Origin of the sequence: Flavobacterium phragmitis (genome assembly GCF_900112575.1) — a bacterium.
In the GTDB taxonomy this organism is placed as follows: Bacteria; Bacteroidota; Bacteroidia; order Flavobacteriales; family Flavobacteriaceae; genus Flavobacterium; species Flavobacterium phragmitis.
Window position 1 is genome coordinate 27,134 of record NZ_FOMH01000009.1, and the last position, 19,952, is coordinate 47,085.

The 19,952-nt window shown below is 35.7% G+C and carries 10 protein-coding genes; all 10 read left to right on the forward strand.

The features are described 5' to 3' along the window. The first annotated feature begins 56 nt into the window (after positions 1-56). The 10 genes from BM289_RS16265 (at position 57) to BM289_RS16310 (ending at position 19,891) form a co-directional block, all read left to right on the forward strand. Positions 57-797: a (Fe-S)-binding protein gene (locus BM289_RS16265; protein ID WP_091495455.1), complete on the forward strand. Its 741-nt coding sequence runs from the start codon at positions 57-59 to the stop codon at positions 795-797. 148 nt (positions 798-945) lie between these two features. After that, on the forward strand, positions 946-2,346 hold the full coding sequence (locus BM289_RS16270) for a lactate utilization protein B (RefSeq protein WP_091495457.1): 1,401 nt from the start codon (positions 946-948) through the stop codon (positions 2,344-2,346). After that, entirely contained in the window at positions 2,339-2,926 is a 588-nt protein-coding gene (locus tag BM289_RS16275) for a LutC/YkgG family protein (RefSeq protein WP_091495459.1), read from the forward strand. Before BM289_RS16270 ends, BM289_RS16275 begins: the two co-directional genes overlap by 8 nt. Positions 2,927-3,283: 357 nt before the next feature. Next, positions 3,284-7,303 (forward strand): two-component regulator propeller domain-containing protein, encoded by a 4,020-nt coding sequence (locus BM289_RS16280; RefSeq protein WP_091495460.1) that lies wholly within the window; start codon positions 3,284-3,286, stop codon positions 7,301-7,303. Positions 7,304-7,932: 629 nt separating this feature from the next. Then, complete coding sequence (locus BM289_RS16285; RefSeq protein ID WP_091495462.1) at positions 7,933-9,330, forward strand: hypothetical protein; 1,398 nt, start codon at positions 7,933-7,935, stop codon at positions 9,328-9,330. Positions 9,331-9,365: 35 nt separating this feature from the next. After that, positions 9,366-12,398, forward strand: a complete 3,033-nt coding sequence (locus BM289_RS16290; RefSeq protein WP_091495464.1) for a SusC/RagA family TonB-linked outer membrane protein — start codon at positions 9,366-9,368, stop codon at positions 12,396-12,398. Between the two features lie 11 nt (positions 12,399-12,409). Further along, complete coding sequence (locus tag BM289_RS16295; RefSeq protein WP_091495466.1) at positions 12,410-14,011, forward strand: RagB/SusD family nutrient uptake outer membrane protein; 1,602 nt, start codon at positions 12,410-12,412, stop codon at positions 14,009-14,011. Further along, a complete protein-coding gene (locus BM289_RS16300; protein WP_091495468.1) occupies positions 14,011-15,648 on the forward strand; it encodes a glycoside hydrolase in 1,638 nt (545 codons plus the stop codon). Before BM289_RS16295 ends, BM289_RS16300 begins: the two co-directional genes overlap by 1 nt. Before the next feature lie 118 nt (positions 15,649-15,766). Beyond that, the gene (locus BM289_RS16305) at positions 15,767-17,350 is read left to right on the forward strand and encodes a glycoside hydrolase (protein WP_091495470.1); all 1,584 of its coding nucleotides are present in this window, start codon (positions 15,767-15,769) and stop codon (positions 17,348-17,350) included. 117 nt (positions 17,351-17,467) lie between these two features. Continuing rightward, positions 17,468-19,891: a glycoside hydrolase family 2 TIM barrel-domain containing protein gene (locus BM289_RS16310; RefSeq protein WP_091495472.1), complete on the forward strand. Its 2,424-nt coding sequence runs from the start codon at positions 17,468-17,470 to the stop codon at positions 19,889-19,891. The last annotated feature ends 61 nt before the right edge of the window (positions 19,892-19,952 follow it).

The following is a 19,952-nucleotide window of genomic DNA, read 5'->3' on the forward strand; positions in this document are numbered from 1 at the left end:
TATTTTTTACATTTTTACCCTATACGCCAAATGAACAACACACTAAATACTACAATATGAAAATTGGACTTTTTATACCTTGTTATGTCGACCAATTTTACCCAAAAGTAGGAATTGCTACCTACGAATTACTTCAAAAATTAGGTTGTGAAGTGCATTTTCCGATGGGACAAACCTGCTGTGGACAGCCAATGGCAAACAGTGGTTATGCTCATTTAACAAAAGGATGTGACGCCAACTTCATTGCTAATTTCTCAGGTTTTGATTATATCGTTTGCCCTTCTGGAAGCTGTGTTTTGCATGTAAAAGACCATTTGCACGACGAAAAACAGGAAGAAAAGGCAACAGCAATTCGAAATACAGTTTACGAACTTACCGAGTTTATCACTGACGTTTTAAAAATTGATCATATTGACGGAAGATTTCCGTTTAAAGTTGGAATGCATGTGAGCTGTCACGGTCAGCGTGGATTGAAGCTTTCGCAGATGTCAGAATTAAACGCGCCATTTTTTTCTAAACCAGAACAATTATTACACAGTATAAAAGATCTTGATTTGGTTGCTTTAACCAGAAAAGACGAATGCTGTGGTTTTGGAGGTACTTTTTGCGTGACCGAAGAAGCTGTTTCTGTAAAAATGGGACAAGATCGTATCAAAGACCACGAAAGTCATGATGTGGATTATATTACAGGTGGAGATATGTCTTGCTTAATGCATTTGGACGGAATTCTAAAAAGACAAAAAAGCAAGATCAAAACCATCCATATTGCAGAAATATTAAATTCACTCGAAAACTAAGAACAGATGTTGAGTATAAAGTTTAACCGCAAAGTTCGCAAAGTTTTACGCAAGGTTCGCAAAGTTAATTTTAATCTTTGCGAACTTTGCGTTTAAATAAAGCATACCAATTATAAACATTTCAAAATTGACTTTTAAATAGTAGAAAATGTCATCAGAAAAAATAATACAGCACAGCGAAGCAGCGGCAAAGTTTAATAAAGATGTAGAACGTGTTAATTGGCACGATGAGACACTTTGGTTTGTCCGCGCAAAAAGAGATCGATCTGCTCACCAAATAGCAGATTGGGAATTGCTTCGTGAAACAGCTTCTCAAATAAAATTTAATGTACTTTCTAATATTCACGATTATTTAGTAGAATTTGAAGCCAATGCTCAAAGAAACGGTGTAATTGTACATTGGGCAGCCGATGCAAAAGAACATAACGAAATTGTTCATTCGATCCTTGCAAAACACGATGTAAAGCAAATGGTAAAATCCAAATCGATGCTTACAGAAGAATGTCATTTGAATGATTATTTAGCCGAAAAAGGAATTGAAGTAATAGATTCAGATTTAGGAGAATATATTGTACAGCTTCGTAAAGAACCGCCAAGTCATATTGTACTTCCTGCGATTCACCTTAAAAAAGAAGATGTAAGTGAAACTTTTCATGAACATTTGGGAACGGAAAAAGGAAATTTTAATCCGCAGTATTTAACCGAATCTGCGCGTCAAAGTTTGCGAAATACTTTTTTGACTAGAAAAGCAGCTTTAACAGGAGTTAATTTTGCTGTTGCAGAAACAGGAGAATTTGTGGTTTGTACCAATGAAGGAAATGCAGATATGGGTGCGCATTTAGCAGACGTTCATATCGCTTGTATGGGATTTGAGAAACTGATTCCGAAAAGGGAACATTTAGGTGTTTTCCTGAGATTATTAGCAAGAAGCGCAACAGGACAGCCAATCACTACTTTTTCAAGCCATTTTAAAAAACCAAGAGACGGAAAAGAAATGCATATCGTAATTGTAGACAACGGGAGAAGTAAACAGTTAGGAAGAGAAGAGTTTAGAAACTCTTTGAAATGTATTCGTTGTGGTGCTTGTATGAACACTTGCCCAGTTTATAGACGAAGTGGCGGACACAGTTATCATAATGCGGTTGCGGGACCAATTGGTTCAATTCTAGCGCCAAATTTAGATATGAGCAAAAATGCCGATTTGCCTTTTGCCAGTACACTTTGTGGATCTTGTACCAACGTTTGTCCGGTAAAAATTGATATTCACGATCAGTTATACAAATGGCGTCAGGTTTTGGTAAAAGAAGGACATACACCAACTGCAAAAACAGTGGCTATGAAAACCATGGCAACCGTTTTAGCCAATCCGACCGTTTTTAATATTGCTGGAAAATCAGGACGATTTGTAATGAAGAACATTCCCGGAATGGTCAACAATAAAATGAACAAATGGTATGATCAGCGTGAAATGCCAGATGTTCCGGAAGAATCATTTAGAGAATGGTACAAGAAAAATTCAAGGGAATCTAAAGAAAAAGGAAATGAGTAGTAAAGGCGAAATTTTAAAAAGGATAAAAGCAAATCAGCCGGAATTGGTTTCAGAATTACCTGATCTTAAAGTTTTAGGTTCAGAACAATTTGATATTTTAGAAACCTATAAAACGGTTTTAAAAGGTATCGGAGGTGATCCTGTAGAAGTTGCCAATTATAATGAAATCATCAATTATATAAAATCGAATTATAATTTAGAAAAAAGATTAATTACAACACTTCCGGAACTTTCAGAAATTGCTTCTTTGGACTGGAAAACAGTGGATCCTCATTCACTTCAGGATGTTGAATTAGCAGTTATAAAAGCACATTTTGGAGTAGCAGAAAACAGCGGACTTTGGGTTACCGATGATATTTTAGGACAGCGTGTTGCCCCTTTCATAGCACAATATTTAGCAATTGTAGTTCATAAAAAAGACATTCTGCCAACGATGCAGCAGGCTTATGACAGAATTGGAAATATGGAATATGGTTTCGGAACTTTTATTGCTGGCCCATCCAAAACCGCTGATATTGAGCAGTCTTTAGTTCTCGGAGCTCACGGAGCAAGAGGTCTGATTGTGTTTTTATTAGATTAATAAAAAAAATAAAGAGCCTGCCTCATTTTTTGAGGCAGGCTCTTTATTTTTTTATGTTCCGTAGGAACATTTCGTCGGTAGATTGTTTTGCGTTCCGTAGGAACGTTTGGTTATCATTTGTAATAAACATAACAATTGGGATGAAATAGAAGATCCTATACGAAATTTCTACGGTTGAATGCCGAGGAGATATGCTAATTGAAAAAAAAAAGACAAGAATTAATTTGTTAAAAACAACGTTTAATAATAAAATCCTGCAACTACAGTACAGAAATATGCTTTTGGTCTAAAATTTAAGGAATCTAAGCAAAATTATCTTATAATTGTACTTATTACTCGACCCTAACTAAGTACATTTTGAAACCATTTGTTCTCTATTTTCTACTTCTTATAGGATTTTCTTCTGAGGTTTTTTCACAAGATTATCCAGTCAAATTCCTTGATATCTCTGACGGTTTATCTAATAATTCAATTATCTCTATTTACCAGGATAATGAAGGGTTTATGTGGTTTGGAACTTATGATGGTTTAAACCGATATGATGGCTATAATTTTAAAGTCTTTAGAAATCGGATCAACGATAAAAAATCTCTTTTATTCAATACAATCTATAATATTGAGGGCGATTCTAAAAATAATATTTGGGTAGGAGGAACCAACGGAATTTGTATTTACGACAAGAAGAAAGCCTTCTTTCATACTGTTAGATATATCGCTCAGGATAAAAAAACAAAAGTTTTACAGGATATTATTCATCAGATGCGTTCTGTGTCAGATCAATTGGTGCTTGTTGCTTCCCAAAAATTGGGATTATTAGCTTTTGAAAATGGCTCTTTTATAGGAAATCCAATTTCTTTAAATGCTTTAGGAAATAGAATCAGTATTAATAGTTACGATGCCATCGCCATTCAGGAAAATAAAGAAAAATCAGGATGTTGGGTGTATGTTCGAAATGTTGGAGTTTGTACTTACAATTATAAAGCAAAAGATTTAAAAATCATTTTTCCGCTTTCTATTGGAGTAAAAGCCATGAAACTTTCTGTTGATGGAAATCTTTTATTAGGAACCGATGAAGGATTATTTTCATTGAATACCAAAACAGGCTCTGTTTCTGATAATTATTTTAGTAGTAAATGCAGTGTTACAGATATTTTGATAGATAAAAAAGGGAAAACATGGCTAACAACGGACGGATGCGGTATTTTTTATATCAATCAGAATAATAAACCGCTTCCTTATAATGAGCAATTAGCAAAGAGTAATTCGGTTTGGAGTTTATACGAAGACAAATCGGGTAATAAATGGTTTGGTTCACTCCGTGGCGGAATCAGTATGCTGAGCGATACGCCTAAGTATTTTAAAAGCATCCGATACAATGCAAAAGAGCCCGCAGATAACTTTATTTTATCTTTTTGCGAAGATGAAAAAAAGAATCTTTTGGTGGGAACAGATGGCGCAGGATTAAAATATTGGGACAGAAAAAATAATACGTATACCAATTACGGAACTTCACTTTCAAGTCCTTTTATAACGGGAATAATCCGTGATAATAACGATATCTGGATTTCTACCTGGGCGGGAGGTATTAATCGTATCAATAAAAAAACAAATACTGTAAAACATTATTCCTGCTACAACACTTTTACCAAACAGACTGAAAAAAATATCTGGTTTGTATTTAAAGATTCAAAAGCCAATATCTGGGCAAGTGCGACAAATGAAGGTTCGTTATATCTTTTAGACCGAAGCACAGACAGTTTTGATCTTTTTGACAAAAATATTGACAATCTGCAATGTATGACGGAAACTTCAGATGGAAGATTGTGGGCTGGAAACTACAGCACGCTTTTGTCTATCGAAAAAGAAACCCGAAAAGTTACTAAAAAAGCAATTGGAAATCCGATTCGATGTATTTATGAAGACAAAGACAAAAATCTCTGGATTGGAACACAAGAGGGTGGTTTGCTATTGTTTGATCGAAAAACAAATACTTTTAAAAGATTAACGATTGATGACGGTTTGCCGTCAAATACGGTGTTAAGACTGCTGGAAGATCAATACGGCAACTTGTGGATGAGTACTTACAACGGAATTTGTCGCTACGATAAAAAGAGCAAAACATTCCGTAATTTCTCTGTAAACGATGGACTTCAAAGCAATCAGTTTAGTTTTAATGCAGGAATCAAACTTTCTTCTGGAGAATTTCTTTTTGGCGGAATTAATGGTTTTAATATTTTTTATCCTGAAACTATAAAAGGATTTAACCAAAAGAATACTGTTTTACTGACTGATTTTTACGTCAACAATCAATTGATAGAAGAAAGTAAAGCAGAAGTAGATATTGATTCAGATAAAATAAAAGATGTTAGTTTAGAATACGACCAAACGACATTGTCTTTAGAATTTGTTGCGCTGGATTACAACAACTCAGACAAAATAAATTATGCCTATTTTCTGGAAGGCTGGGACGAACAATGGAATTATGTCGGACAAACCCGAAAAGCAAATTATTCGAGACTGCCGGAAGGAAAATATACTTTTAAAGTTAAAACAACCAATTTTCAGGGAGGATGGAACAAAGAAGTGAGTTTGGTTTCTATAACCGTTTTACCGCCTTGGTATAGAACATGGTGGGCTTACACGCTTTATTTGGCAACAATTGGCGGAATTTTATTTCTGTATTTAGATTATAATAAAAATAAAGAAAAACTAAAGTATAAGGTAAAAATCGCCGAACTGGAAAGCAAAAAAGAAAAAGAGATAGCTGAAAAACAGGCGTCGATGTTTACTTATATTTCGCATGAATTCAGAACACCGCTTTCGCTGATTATTAATCCGTTGAAAAAAGCAGTTCAGAAAGAAAATATCGAAAATGGTTCTTCTGGAAGCGATCTGGCTATTGCGCATCGAAATGCCAGAAGACTTTTAAGTTTGGTCGATCAGTTGCTTTTATTGAGAAAAGCAGAAAATGATGCCGATTCCCTGCGATTGTCTCCAATCGATGTTAATAATCTTTCTAACGAAGTGTATCAATGTTTTGTCAATCAGGCAAAAGAAAAACAGATTAGCTATAATCTCGTTATGCCGGAACATGAAATTACCATAATCGGTGATTATGAAAAGATTGAAATTTCGTTATTTAATCTAATGTCAAATGCTTTCAAATACACGCCAGTTGGAGGTGAAATCAATTTGACTGTAAGCGAAAATGAAGATGAAGTTTTTCTTCAAATAACAGATAGTGGCGACGGAATCGAGAAAAAAGATATCGACGTTATTTTTGAAAAATTCAAACAAATCAATTCGAAGGTTTCTGTTGGAACTGGTTTTGGTATCGGACTTTATATTGTGAAATATTTTGTGGACAAACACAAAGGATCTGTAACCTGCAGCAGTGAAACAGGCAAAGGAAGTACTTTTAAATTAACCTTCTTAAAAGGAAACAGTCATTTTGAAGATGCTGAAATAATAGACGAAAAACCGCAGAGAAGTCAGTTGTTTGATGAATTGATTCCGGATGAAATTGAAGAACCTGCTGTAATAAATTCAGTTTCCGAAAGTGATTTTAAAAAGACCATGTTGACAGAAAAACGTACGGTATTAATCATTGATGATAATGCAGAAATCAGGGCTTATTTAATAAAATTGTTTTCGGATAACTATATTGTGTATAGTGCGGAAAATGGAGAAGAAGGACTAAAGCTGACCAAAAAACACATGCCGGATCTTATAATCAGTGATATTACAATGGAAGAAATGGACGGTCTGGAATTATGCCGAAAAATTAAAGAAGATAATGCTTTATCCCATATACCGGTTATTTTACTGACAGCTTCGAAAAATCCTGAAACGCATTTACAGGGAATTAATGAAGGGGCAGATGATTACATCACGAAACCATTCGACGATGATATTCTCACCGCAAGAGTAGAATCTTTATTACGAAACAGGCATAATTTACGTGCTTATTTCTTAGATAGCATTACATTAAAAGAAAACACGCAGAAAGTTCCTGTAGAATATCAGCAAATGCTCAAAAAATGTATTGATATTGTAGAAGCCAACATTCATAAAAAAGACTTTACGATTCGAACTTTTGCGCTCGAAATGGGAATGAGCCACAGAACTCTTTATACCAAAATCAAAATCATTTCCGGACAAACTTTAAATGCATTCATCCGTTCCCTAAGAATTCGAAGAGCTGCGATGTTGATGCTGACCGAAGAAATGAATATTGCACAAGCAAGTGCCGAAGTAGGTTTTGAAGATCCAAAATATTTCAGACAACAGTTTGTAAAACTTTTTGGAATGACTCCTTCAGAATATATCAAAAAGTATAAAAGTTCCTTCAATTCGGATCTAAATATCATTAAATAGTTAAGAGAACAATAAAATTACGCTGCATTATCTGCTTGATTTTTGCGATAATGCTTAAAATCTTCTATGCAACTTAAACGTTTTAGCTGAAAAAATAGTATTTATTCAGTAATTGTGGATAATTTAAAAATATGTATATAATTTTTAATAGTTGCTAAAAATAAACACGGAATAATAGTTAATTACGATTTTGACCTCCTTTTTTTTCCATTTTACCCCTCCTTAGAAGTGTGTAATAAACATTTCTTTGCACTTATAGCAATCAATTAGTACGGAATTGGTGTTAGTTATAAATGTTAGTTTCAAGATAATTTTTTTTATCTGTTTAAAGAGCTGAGCACTCTTTAGATTTTCTAAAAGTAATGGTTGGTTACATTACTTTTTGAACCCGCGGTTTAGCAATAAACTGCGGGTTAATTTAAAAAGTGACTAACATAATTAAGAAGTAAAAAAAGAGAAAAAAATAGTGAACAATCAATTAAACTTTATTCAATATGCAAGCAATTACATAATTAATTTCGACTTCTTTTCTGCCTCAAGAAAGGAGAGCAAAATTCGAATAACCTATGACTTAAACAAACTTTCACTTTCGAAAGAACACTAACTAACTAAACCTTAAAATCAAAGAAATGAAAAAAAATGTATTTTTATTTTTTCTTGCTCTTTTTGGCATTCTTCTAACAGGCTGTCAAAATAATGAATCAGGATTCCCTAGTTCTGATAACCCTACGGTGGTAGTTTCTACAAAGGAAATTTATGGAGCGCCAAGTAGAAAATTTGAAATCAAAGCAGCTCTTGCTGATGATTTAGGATTAAAAAGCATACAGATTCAAATTCCAGAATTATCACTGGATAAAACAATTAGTTTTTCAACAAATCCGCTTTTAGAATCGTATGATCTTAGCTACTTTTTTGAAGTTCCAGCAAACAGAGGAACATCAGAAGCATTCAAAATAAAATTAATCATTACGGATGTTTCAGGAAATGTTGTAAACGAAGAAATCAATTTACGTTTGGACGGAGAGTTCGCAGCGCCAAGCATTTCTATGATAACGCCAAAAGAAGGAACCGTAATTTTGTTGTCGACAAGTAATGACATGCCTGTAAATTTTGTAGTAAATGACGATTCAGGAATTGATTATATTCAGATAAAATGTGAAGAACTGGGTATTGATGAAACCGTACAATTAGACGGTGCTCCTCATTCTTATACTTTTAATAAAACGTATAAATTGCCTGTAACAGCTGCTAATTATGTTTTAACGATTACGGCTAAAGATAAATTTACGATTCCAAATACAGGTTCAATCAATATAAATATTGTAGCTACGAATGAGTATCCAGCAATCTATTTATGCGACCAGCCAAAAGGAACTAATTTAACAACAGATGCAGTTGGTGTCCCAATGTATTTCCATGAGAAAACGGGTCAGGATTTTGAATTCAAATATTACGCAGATAAAGACAATAAAGAAATTTACTTCTTAGGTCAGGAATCCGATTTTGCACCACATTGTTTTGGTTTAAATGCGTCAGGCGAATTGGTTGATGATGTTGCTTCTACAGCAATTATTTTACCAACAAAAGGCTACTACAAAATTAAAGTGAATCCAAATACTTTAAAATACACTGCAGAAAAATACACGCCTTCAAGTAAAGTTTGGGCAGATGTGGCTAACGGTTTATGGCATGATGATGCTGCGCAGCGAAAACCTTTCGTAAGTGTTTGCGGTGGCGGAATTCAAGGAGCCACTTGGGATACTTGGGATGCTTGGACACAAAAAGGATTGCACTTAGCTAATAATGCTTCAAATCCATATCAATTAGTTGGAGAGTATACTTTAACGGGAACTATGGAAGCTACTTTCACAGGTCAATGGTGGGATCCATCTTGGAGATTGATTAAAAACGGAATTGCAACAATGTCGCCGGGAGAAAATGGTAATGCTAAATACCCAGCGGCTCCAGGAGTTTACAAAGTAGTTTTAGATACCGAACTAGAAAGAGTATTTATAACCAAAAAATAGTCGGTTATAACATTTAATAAATAAAACAGCTTCATATGAAATTTAAATATATAGGTTTTTTTATGGCCCTTTTGTGTACTGCTGTATCCTTTGGGCAAATAAAAATAAAAGGTACTGTAAAGGATAAAGCCAATGTGCCGATTCCAGGAGTAAACGTAATTGTTAAAGGAACTTCTTCATCTGCAGCAACAGATTTTGATGGAAATTATGTTCTTAATGTTCCAAATAAAAATGCACAGATCGAATTCACTTTTGTTGGATTCACGACCAAATTGGAAACAATTGGTGACAGAACAGAAATAAATGTTATCCTTGAAGAATCAAGTCAGGCATTAGATGAGATAGTTGTAGTGGGTTATGCTGCGGTTAAAAAGAGCGATGTAACGAGTTCTATTTCTTCAGTAAAAGGAAAAGAATTACAGACTATGACAGTTGGTAACGTAAGCGAATCGCTTCAGGGAAAAGTAGCAGGAGTTCAGGTTACGGGACAAGGTGGGCCAGGTGCACAACCAAGAGTTTTAATTCGTGGTATTTCGACTTTAAACTTAAATACAGATCCGCTTTATGTGGTTGATGGAATTCCAATGGGAACCAGCATCAATTTCTTGAGCAATAATGAAATTGAGTCTATGGAGGTTTTAAAAGATGCTTCGGCAAGTGCTATTTATGGTTCACGTGCCTCAAACGGGGTTATTTTGATTACCACAAAAAAAGGTAAAGAAGGTAAAACAAGATTTACTTTCGATTTGAGCTCAGGTATGCAGATTATGAACAATCCATACAATATGGCCGATGCAGAAACATATGCCAGAATAATGAATACGGCTTATAATAATTCAGGTTATTCGGATTATTTGCCAAATCCTTCTCAATACAGAGGAAAAACAACAGACTGGTGGAAAGCTGGAATTAGAACAGGAACGCCAGTTACTAATGCATCTTTAGGAATCTCAGGAGGTTCTGATAAACATACTTTTGGTATCAGTCTGAATTACTATAATTCTGAATCTATGTACGGTATAGGCGGATGGGAAAGAGTAACAATGAGAATTTCGAATGATTTTAAATTTTCGGATAAATTTAAAGCAGGAATTACTTTAAACCCACGTTATGAAACTTGGGGATCACCAGGAAACTGGGCAGATTTTGATAAAATTGATCCAATTACGCCAATTTACAAACCTGCGGATCAATTAAATGGTACAGAAAACGGATATAGCATTTATGCCAGATCTCCTTCGTATGTATGGAATCCGGTTGCAGCAGTAAATAGATATGACGATTATACAGATAAGTACAATTTAAACACCAATGGATACTTACAATATGAACCAATTAAAGGATTAGTGATTCGTACACAGGCATCTGTTGAGGTAGGTGATGAAGTTAGAAATTCATTTACGCCTGATTTTGTAATCGATGCAGCGCACGAAAAACAAGAAATTAATAATGTTCAGAAATGGAATACTACAAACGTAGATTGGACCTGGCAGAATACCATTACCTATTCTAAAACATTTGCAGAGAAACATAATGCTTCTTTAATGATTGGTAATACAATGGAGGAATATAATGGAAATAATCTTTGGGGTTATGGTGAAGGAGTTCCAAACAATTCTGATTCGATGAGAGAATTAAATGCTGCAACTAAAAACAAAGACAGTAAAGGAAATAGCTGGTCGAGTTCATTGATGTCTTATATTTCTCGTTTTTCTTATAATTACGACGGGAAATATTATTTCACTGGAACATTCAGACGTGATGGTTCTTCAAAATTTATGACCAATAACAAATGGGCGAATTTCCCTTCGGCATCGGTTTCTTGGAGAATTTTAAACGAAGGTTTCATGGAATCGGCTAAAGATGTAGTAAGCGATCTTAGATTAAGAGCTGGATGGGGAAAAGTAGGAAATCAAGGTTTGCCAAATGCGGTGTATCAGTCTAATATCGGACAAGGATATTACGTAATTGGCGGTGAAGTGGTTGACACTTCTTTTCCTTCGTCAATGGCAAATAAAGATATTAAATGGGAAACGGTAGAAGATATGAGTTTCGGATTGGATTTTGGCTTCTGGAAAAACAAACTTTCAGGTTCATTAGAATATTATAAAAAGAAAACCAATGATATGTTATTCTTAAAACAGTTTCCAACCTATAGCGGATTCCCAGATAATTCAAGGATGTGGACAAATGTTGGTTCTATGCAATCAAGCGGTATCGATTTGTTGGTTTCTTATAAGGATAAAAAAGGAGATTTCTCTTATGGTCTTGATGTAACTTTTACAACCGTAAATGTTGAAATGCTGACGCTTTCTGCAGATGGTGAAAGATTATACGGATCAGGAAACAGAACATTGACCGTTAAAGGAGATGTCCCAGGATATTTCTACGGATATGTGGCAGATGGATTGTTCCAAAACCAAACCGAATTAAACTCACATACAGACGAGCACGGAACGAAATTACAGCCTTATGCACAAGTGGGAGATGTTCGTTTTAAAGATTTAAACGGAGATGGAAAAATAGATGAAAAAGACAGAACTAAAATAGGTTCTCCTTGGGCAGACTACAACGTAGGTCTGAATTTAAACTTCGCTTACAAAAACTTTGATTTAGTGGCAAATTTCTATTCAAGCATTGGAAATGAAATTGTAAACCAAAATATTTCAGATTTATATAATGGAGCTAGTTTAACGAACAAAGTTAGCGGATTAGAGCAAATGGCTTGGCATGGAGAAGGAACTTCAAATTATGTTCCGCGTTTGTCTAAAGATGACAACAATGAAAACTTTACCAAATTCTCGTCTCTGTATGTTGAGGATGGTTCTTTTGTCCGTATGAAAAACTTACAGTTAGGATATACTTTCAATAACAAATTCGGATTAGATAAATTAAGAATTTCATTGTCAGGACAAAATTTATGGACTTGGACAAAGTACACAGGAGTTGATCCAGAAGTTGCTGGAGGAGATGCTGATAAGGGAGACAGAGTAAAGGGGTCAGGTTTTGGAGGATGGAATTATCCAGTACAGCCAACAATCTTGATGGGACTTAATGTTGCATTTTAATCAAAACGATCATGAAAAAAATAATAGTATCAATAATAGCTTTTTCTCTGTTTTCAGCTTCTTGTAGCGACTTTATAGAAAAAGAAGAAAGAGGAACGCAGACTTTAGAAAATTACTTTCAGACGGCTCAAGAATGTGAAAACTATGCCAATGAATTAACGCAACGTTTATTACTAGCAAAAGAATGGTGGGTATTAACAGCTCCAAGAGTAACCAACGAAATGTCTACTGATGACGCTTGGATGGGAAATACAGGACAGGACAACAGTGCACACAGACCTTGTTCACAATATATCATTACGCCAGATAATATGGGAGATATGAATGGTATTTATACGGCTCATTACTACACCATTCAATCGGCAAATATTGGTTTGGAGAAAATGGCTATTTCGCCAATTACTGAAGCTCAGAAAAACCAATATATGGGAGAATCCTTATTTGTACGTGCTTACTGCTATTATGAATTGGTGAATCTTTTTGGTGGAGTTCCGTTATATACAAAATCATTAGGAACATCAGATTTAACTTTGGAAAGAAGTTCTGCAGCAGACGTATATGCACAAATTGAAGCTGATCTTAAAGATGCAGCAGCAAAATTAGAAAGTGCTCCAGTTGCAAGAAATGGTAGAATTAACAAATGGGCTGCTTATGCTTTATTGGCGCGTGTATCGCTGTTTCAAGAAAAATGGGCAGAAGCGAAAACTTATGCGAACAAAGTGATTACTGAAGGTCCTTTTCAGTTAGAAGCTGATTTCTTAAACATCTGGAATGTGAATAATCATAATGGAGTGGAATCGATTTTGGAAGCGCAATCCTCTTCTGTTCAAAACAGAAATTTAGGAGCGGCTTTACCAACTTTATCAGGAGCCAGAGGAGAAGATAAAAAGAATTTCCCAAGTAATGACGCAGCAGATGTTTTGGACGGCTGGGGATGGTGTATGCCAACAAGTGACTTAGAAAATGCCTATCTTTCTGAAAATGATGAAATCCGTCGTAGAAGCACGATTACCAAATGGGGAGAAGCGGCTTATGGAGATGAGGTTTTAAATCCAACACATAAATTCAGTTTAAACGATAATAAATCAGGACGTATCTGCCGTAAATATTATATTCCAATTGCAACACGTCGTTCATTGGATAAAAAAGACGGTCATTTGCCGTTAAACATTCCGTTGATTCGTTTGGCTGAAATGTATTTAACAAGAGCAGAAGCGAATTATCATACGGGCGGAGATGCTTTAGCAGATATCAATGTAATTAGAGCACGTGTAAAACTAGATCCCAAAACAGGAATTTCTGGCCCAACACTTTTAAGACAAATCTATAAAGAGCGTCGTTTAGAATTGGCTTTCGAAGGATTACGTTTATTCGATATTCGTCGTGAAAAAGATCCAACAACAGGAAGACCGGTTATAGAATCATTGATGGGACCAAACGGAACTTTCGTTAAATATAACTTGAGTTCTACAGATCAATACGAAACTACAAACTTGAGAGAACCTCAGGATAAAGGAATCAATTTTAACCCTGCTAAACACTTATTGTGGCCAATTCCACAATTAGAAATCGATTTGAGTGGAGGCGTAATTAAACAAAACCCTGGATACTAATGAAGTTTAATAATCATAATAAAGTAGGTCTGCTGTGTGCAGGCTTACTTTTCGCAAGTTCTCTTTTTGTAAGCTGTGATTCTGAGAAATCTGAAAATTTAGGTTCAGAAAATGCGGTAACAGAATTGAAGGTAAGTTTGGATATGAATCTTCAAACAATGGAAAGTTTTGGAGCTTCAGATGCTTGGCAATGTAACTTTATTGGAAAAAACTGGCCAACAGATAAAAAAAATAAAATAGCCGATTTATTGTTCAGCCAAGGTTTAGATGCTGACGGAAATCCAAAAGGAATCGGATTATCGTTATGGCGTTTTAACCTAGGAGCAGGAAGTGCAGAACAAGGAGAGGCGAGTGATATTACAGACGAATGGAGAAGAACAGAATGTTTTACCACTAACGGAGTTACGTATGATATGACAAAACAAGCCGGTCAGGTTTGGTTTATGAAAGCAGCTAGAGAACGTGGTGTAGATAAATTATTAGCATTCGCTAACAGTGCTCCGGTTTATCTGACTCAAAACGGAAAAGCACATGCTTCTATCAAAGAATTCTACAATTTAAAAGATGGAAAAATGCCTGATTTAGCTGATTTCTGGGTTACCTCTTTGGACAAATTAAAAACAGAACATGGCTTAACAATCGATTATGTGAGTCCGTTTAATGAACCACAATACGAATGGGATGGTTCAGGACAGGAAGGTTCGCCAGCTACTAATACTAATATTTACAGTTTTGTAAATATTTTATCTCCAAAATTACAGGCTAAAAATTTAGAAGCAAAAATTGTAGTAGGAGAAGCAGGAGCTTATGAACCTTTATATAAAACAGTTTCAGGAAAAGAAAGCAGATCAAACCAGATTGATTATTTCTTTGCTGCGAATTCGACTAAAAATATTGGCGGTTTAAGCAATGTAAAAAAGACGATTTCTGGACACAGTTACTGGCAGGCTTGGCCATTAAGCACTCTTATTTCGTCAAGACAGGAAGCTTCATCAAGAATCCAGTCAGTTGGTGGAGTTAGTCTTTGGTCATCAGAATATTGTGTTTTAGAGAGTCCAGGAACTGCAGAACTTCCAGGTGGAGCAGGAGCAGGAAGAGATTTAGGAATGTCTCTGGCACTTTGGACAGCTCGTATTATCAGCACTGATATTGCGGTTGGAGGTGTAACTTCTTGGCAATGGTGGACAGCAATCAGCCGTGGAGATTACAAAGATGGTTTGATTCACGTAGACGATGGTGCAAGCAACGGAGCTGGAAATGCAGATTACTGTAAAAATGATGGATACATTAGAGATTCTAAAACGCTTTGGGCATTAGGAAACTTTTCATTCTTCATAAAACCGGGAATGGTTAGAGTTCAAATTCCAAGTGTTGATAATACAACAGAATTAAATAATGTCATGGTTACGGCTTATAAAGATGTGGCCAACAAAAAACTGGTTGTAGTTGCAGTTAACATCAGTAAATCGGCGAAAGCCTATAAATTGAATCTTGCAGGAGGAACAGTAACCGATAACAAATTAACGCCTTACATTACCTCCGAAACATTAAGTTTGAAAAAAGGAACAGCGGTTGATGTTTCTGGTTTTGAAATTCCAGCGAGATCTATAGTAACCTACGTAGGAACGTATAAATAAGAATAAAAAATTAACCGCAAAGTCGCAAAGACAAACCGCAAAGTTCGCAAAGTTTAAAATCAACTTTGCGAGCATTGCGTAAAATTTAGGGCCCCTTGCGGTTAAAAAAACAAAGAAAATGAGAAAAGTATATCTCTTGCTTTTATTGGTGATCAGTTCGCTGTCTTTTGCACAGCGAACCGTTACTATCAGCACAGATCATGTAGTACAAACCATGGACGGTTTTGGAGGTTCGGATGCCTGGAGAACACAGTTTGTAGGCAAAAACTGGCCGGAACAGAAAAAAAATGCCATTGCAGATTTATTGTTCAGTAAAGAAATCGATGCAAACGGAAATCCAAAAGGAATCGGACTTTCGATTTGGAGATTTAATCTAGGCGCTGGAAGTGCAGAGCAAGGAGAAAACAGTAAAGTTTCGGATGAGTGGAGAAGAAGTGAATGTTTCCTAAATGCTGACGGAACTTACGATTTCTCAAAACAAGAAGGCCAAAGATGGTTTTTGCAGGCAGCCAAAAAACGTGGAGTAGAAAAATTCCTGATTTTTACTAATAGTCCGCCAGTGCATATGACGAACAACGGATTGTCTTTTGCTTCTCAAAAGAATAAACTGAATCTAAAAGATGGTGCAATTCCAAAATTTGCCGATTTCTTAGTTCAAAGTATTCAGGGATTGGAGAAAAAAGAAGGAATCAAATTCGATTATGTAAGTCCAATAAACGAACCGCAATGGGAATGGATGCCGAAACATGGCGATACCAACAGTCAGGAAGGAACGCCGGCAACGAATCAGGAAATTTATGATTTGACCAAATCACTTTCGGAAAAACTGAAAGCTAAAAAAATGAGCACCGAGATTGTGATTGCAGAAGCGGCGCAAATCGATTATTTGTATGAAAATGTAAATGCTGAAAATCGTGATAATCAGATTGATTTTTTCTTTGGAAAAACGAAAACCAATGTGACTAAATTTTCGAATGTAAAAAATGTAATCCTTGGACACAGTTATTTTACAACTTGGCCAATTGAAAGACAGGTTTTAAGTCGTAAATTAATCGCTGCAGAAGTAAAACAAAAACCGGGATTAAAATATTGGCAATCTGAATATTGTATTTTAGAAAATCCGGGAGAAAATGAAATCCCTGGAGGTTCAGGAGGAGGAAGAGATTTAGGAATGCAGACTGCTTTGTTTGTAGCGCGATTAATTCACAATGATATTGCAGTTGCCAATGCGGCTTCATGGCAATGGTGGACATCCATCACAAGAGTGGATTACAAAGACGGTTTAATCTATCTGGATGATGGAAAAAGCAACGGCGGAACTGAGCCAAATTATGTAAAAAATGATGGCGAATTTCACGATTCAAAACTGCTTTGGGCATTAGGAAATTATTCGCTTTTTGTTCGTCCGGGAATGCAGAGAATCGAGATTCCAAATCAAAATGAATTAGACGTAGCAAATGATGTAATGCTGACCGCTTATAAAGACATTCAAAATAAAAAACTGATTGTTGTAGCAGTAAACTGCGGTAAAGAAGCTCAGAAATATAAATTAGATTTATCAAAAGGAACTCTAAAAAATAATGAGTTTACTCCTTATGTAACTTCTGATAGCTCAAATTTAAAAAAAGCCAATTCACAGAAAATTAATAATTTAGAAATCCCTGCGAAGTCGGTAGTGACGTTCGTGGGAGAATTTGAGTAAGTTTTCAGTGTTCAGTCTCAGTCGCAGTATACAGCTGCTACACTGAAAACTGTGACTGCGACTGAGAACTAATTCAAAAATGCAAGAAAAATAAATTAACTAAAAAATAAAAATATAGTGTTAAGCAAGAAAACCTTAATCCCAGTTTTGCTCTTTTCATGTCTGTCTGCGAGCAGTCAGATTTCGTTTGGAGATTCAAAGAAAATTAATGATAATTGGAAATTCAATCTTCAGGATGTTTCCGATGCAAAAAATGCTGCTTTTGATGATACTAAATGGCAGAACGTAAATGTACCACACGACTGGAGCGTAAAAGGGCAGTTGAGTCCAACGCTGGCAAGCTGTCAAGGATATCTGCCGGGTGGAATTGCTTGGTACAGAAAATCAATCAATATTCCGCAGAGCAAATCAGGTGAAAAAGTGTATTTGTATTTTGAAGGCGTTTACAACAGAAGTGAAGTGTTCATCAACGGGAAATCATTAGGAAAACGTCCAAATGGTTATATTTCTTTTGCGTATGATGCAACGCCGTTTGTGAAATTTGGTGGAGAAAATACCATTTCAGTTCGTGTTGACCACAGTCAGAGTGCTGATTCAAGATGGTACACAGGTTCAGGAATTTATAGAAATGTGTGGGTAGTTTATGCTAATCCCGTTCATATTGCTCAATGGGGTGTTTATGCTTATCCAGAAGTTAAAAAAGGAGATGGAACATTGAATGTTGAGGTTGATGTAGAAAATGGTTCTGCATCTAAATCAGCTTTGACCGTTGTAAATGAATTGTTTTCAAAAGACGGAAAATCAGTTGGAAAAACAACTTCTAAAGTTGAAGTTGCAGCCAATCAAAACGGAAAAATTTCGGCTAAAATCAATGTTAAAAACCCACAGTTATGGGATTTAGACAATCCAAATTTATACGAACTGAAAACTACTGTTTTACAAGATGGAAAAGAAATCGATAAAACGGTAACACAAACAGGTTTTAGAAACTTTACTTTCGATCCAAACAATGGTTTTGCTCTTAACGGAAAATGGATGAAAATGAAGGGAGTTTGCTTACACCATGATGCAGGAGTTTTAGGATCAGCAGTTCCAAGAGAAGTTTGGAAAACAAGATTACAAACCTTGAAGGAAATTGGTGTAAATGCCATCAGAACAAGTCATAATCCGCAGGCACCAGATTTTTATGAGCTTTGCGACGAATTAGGATTATTAGTTTTAAACGAAGCTTATGACGAATGGGAATTCCCAAAACGTAAATGGTTAGAAGGCTGGAACTACGGAACTCCGGGATTTGAAGGTTCGTTTGATATTTTTGCAGAGTATGCTGAAAAAGATCTTGAAGATTTTGTGCGTCGTGATAGAAATCATCTTTCAGTTTTTGCATGGAGTATTGGCAACGAAGTAGATTATCCGAACGATCCTTATTCTCACCCGGTTTTAGACCAAGGAAAAAACGGCTTCGGACAGGCGGCTTACGGCGGTTATAAAAAAGATGCGCCAGATGCCATGAGACTTGGAGCAATCGCAAAACGTTTGGTAGCTGCAGTTAAAAAATATGATAAATCACGTCCGACGACAGCTGGTTTGGCAGGTGTTGCCATGTCTAATGAAACAGAATACCCAGGCGCTTTAGACATTACAGGATACAATTATACAGAAAGTAAATATCAGACAGATCACGCTAAATATCCAAAAAGAGTAATCTATGGAAGTGAAAATGTTCATGATATGGAACCTTGGTTAGCAGTAAAAAATAACAAACATATTTTTGGGCAATTCCTTTGGACTGGTATCGATTATTTAGGAGAATCAGGAAGATGGCCTTCAAGAGGATTTTACTCAGGTTTAGTTGATTTTGCTGGAGTTATCAAACCAAGAGGTTATTTCCGTCAGTCCTTATGGTCAGATAAACCAATGGCTTATTTAGGAACTTATCCCTTAGAAAATGAAAAAGATATTTCTAAAGATGCATGGGCAATTTGGAATTATGAAAACGGACAAAAGATCCGTGTGGTTTGTTATACCAATGCAGCAAAAGCACGTTTAGAATTGAACGGAAAAGTAGTTGGTGAAACTAAATTATACGACGAAAAAACAGGAATCATTTACTGGGATATTCCATTTGCTTCAGGAAAATTAGAAGCTGTTGGCCTAGACAAAAACGATAAAGAAGTCAGCCGTTACGCGATTACTTCAACACAACAGCCAGTTGAATTAACGATTGCAGAGAAAAACATCACAATCAGCAAAGACAAAGGCGTTGCTAAAATCATGGTTCAGGTTAAAGACCAAAACGGACTTCCGGTAATGCTTTCTGATAATGAAGTGACTTGTACGATTGTTGGTCCGGGAACATTATTAGGACTAGAAGCAGGAAACAACAGCGATATGACCGATTATACCGATAATGTACAAAGAGTATTTCACGGTCATATTGCAGCGTATATTCAGGCAAAAGGAGATTCGACAGAACCTATAAAAGTGAAATTCACAAGCCAATGGCTAAAACCAGTTGAGGTTACGATTAATGTAAAGTAAAAAATGTTCCATCAGAACATCTCATAGGTAGTTGAGGTTACGATTAATGTAAAGTAAAAAA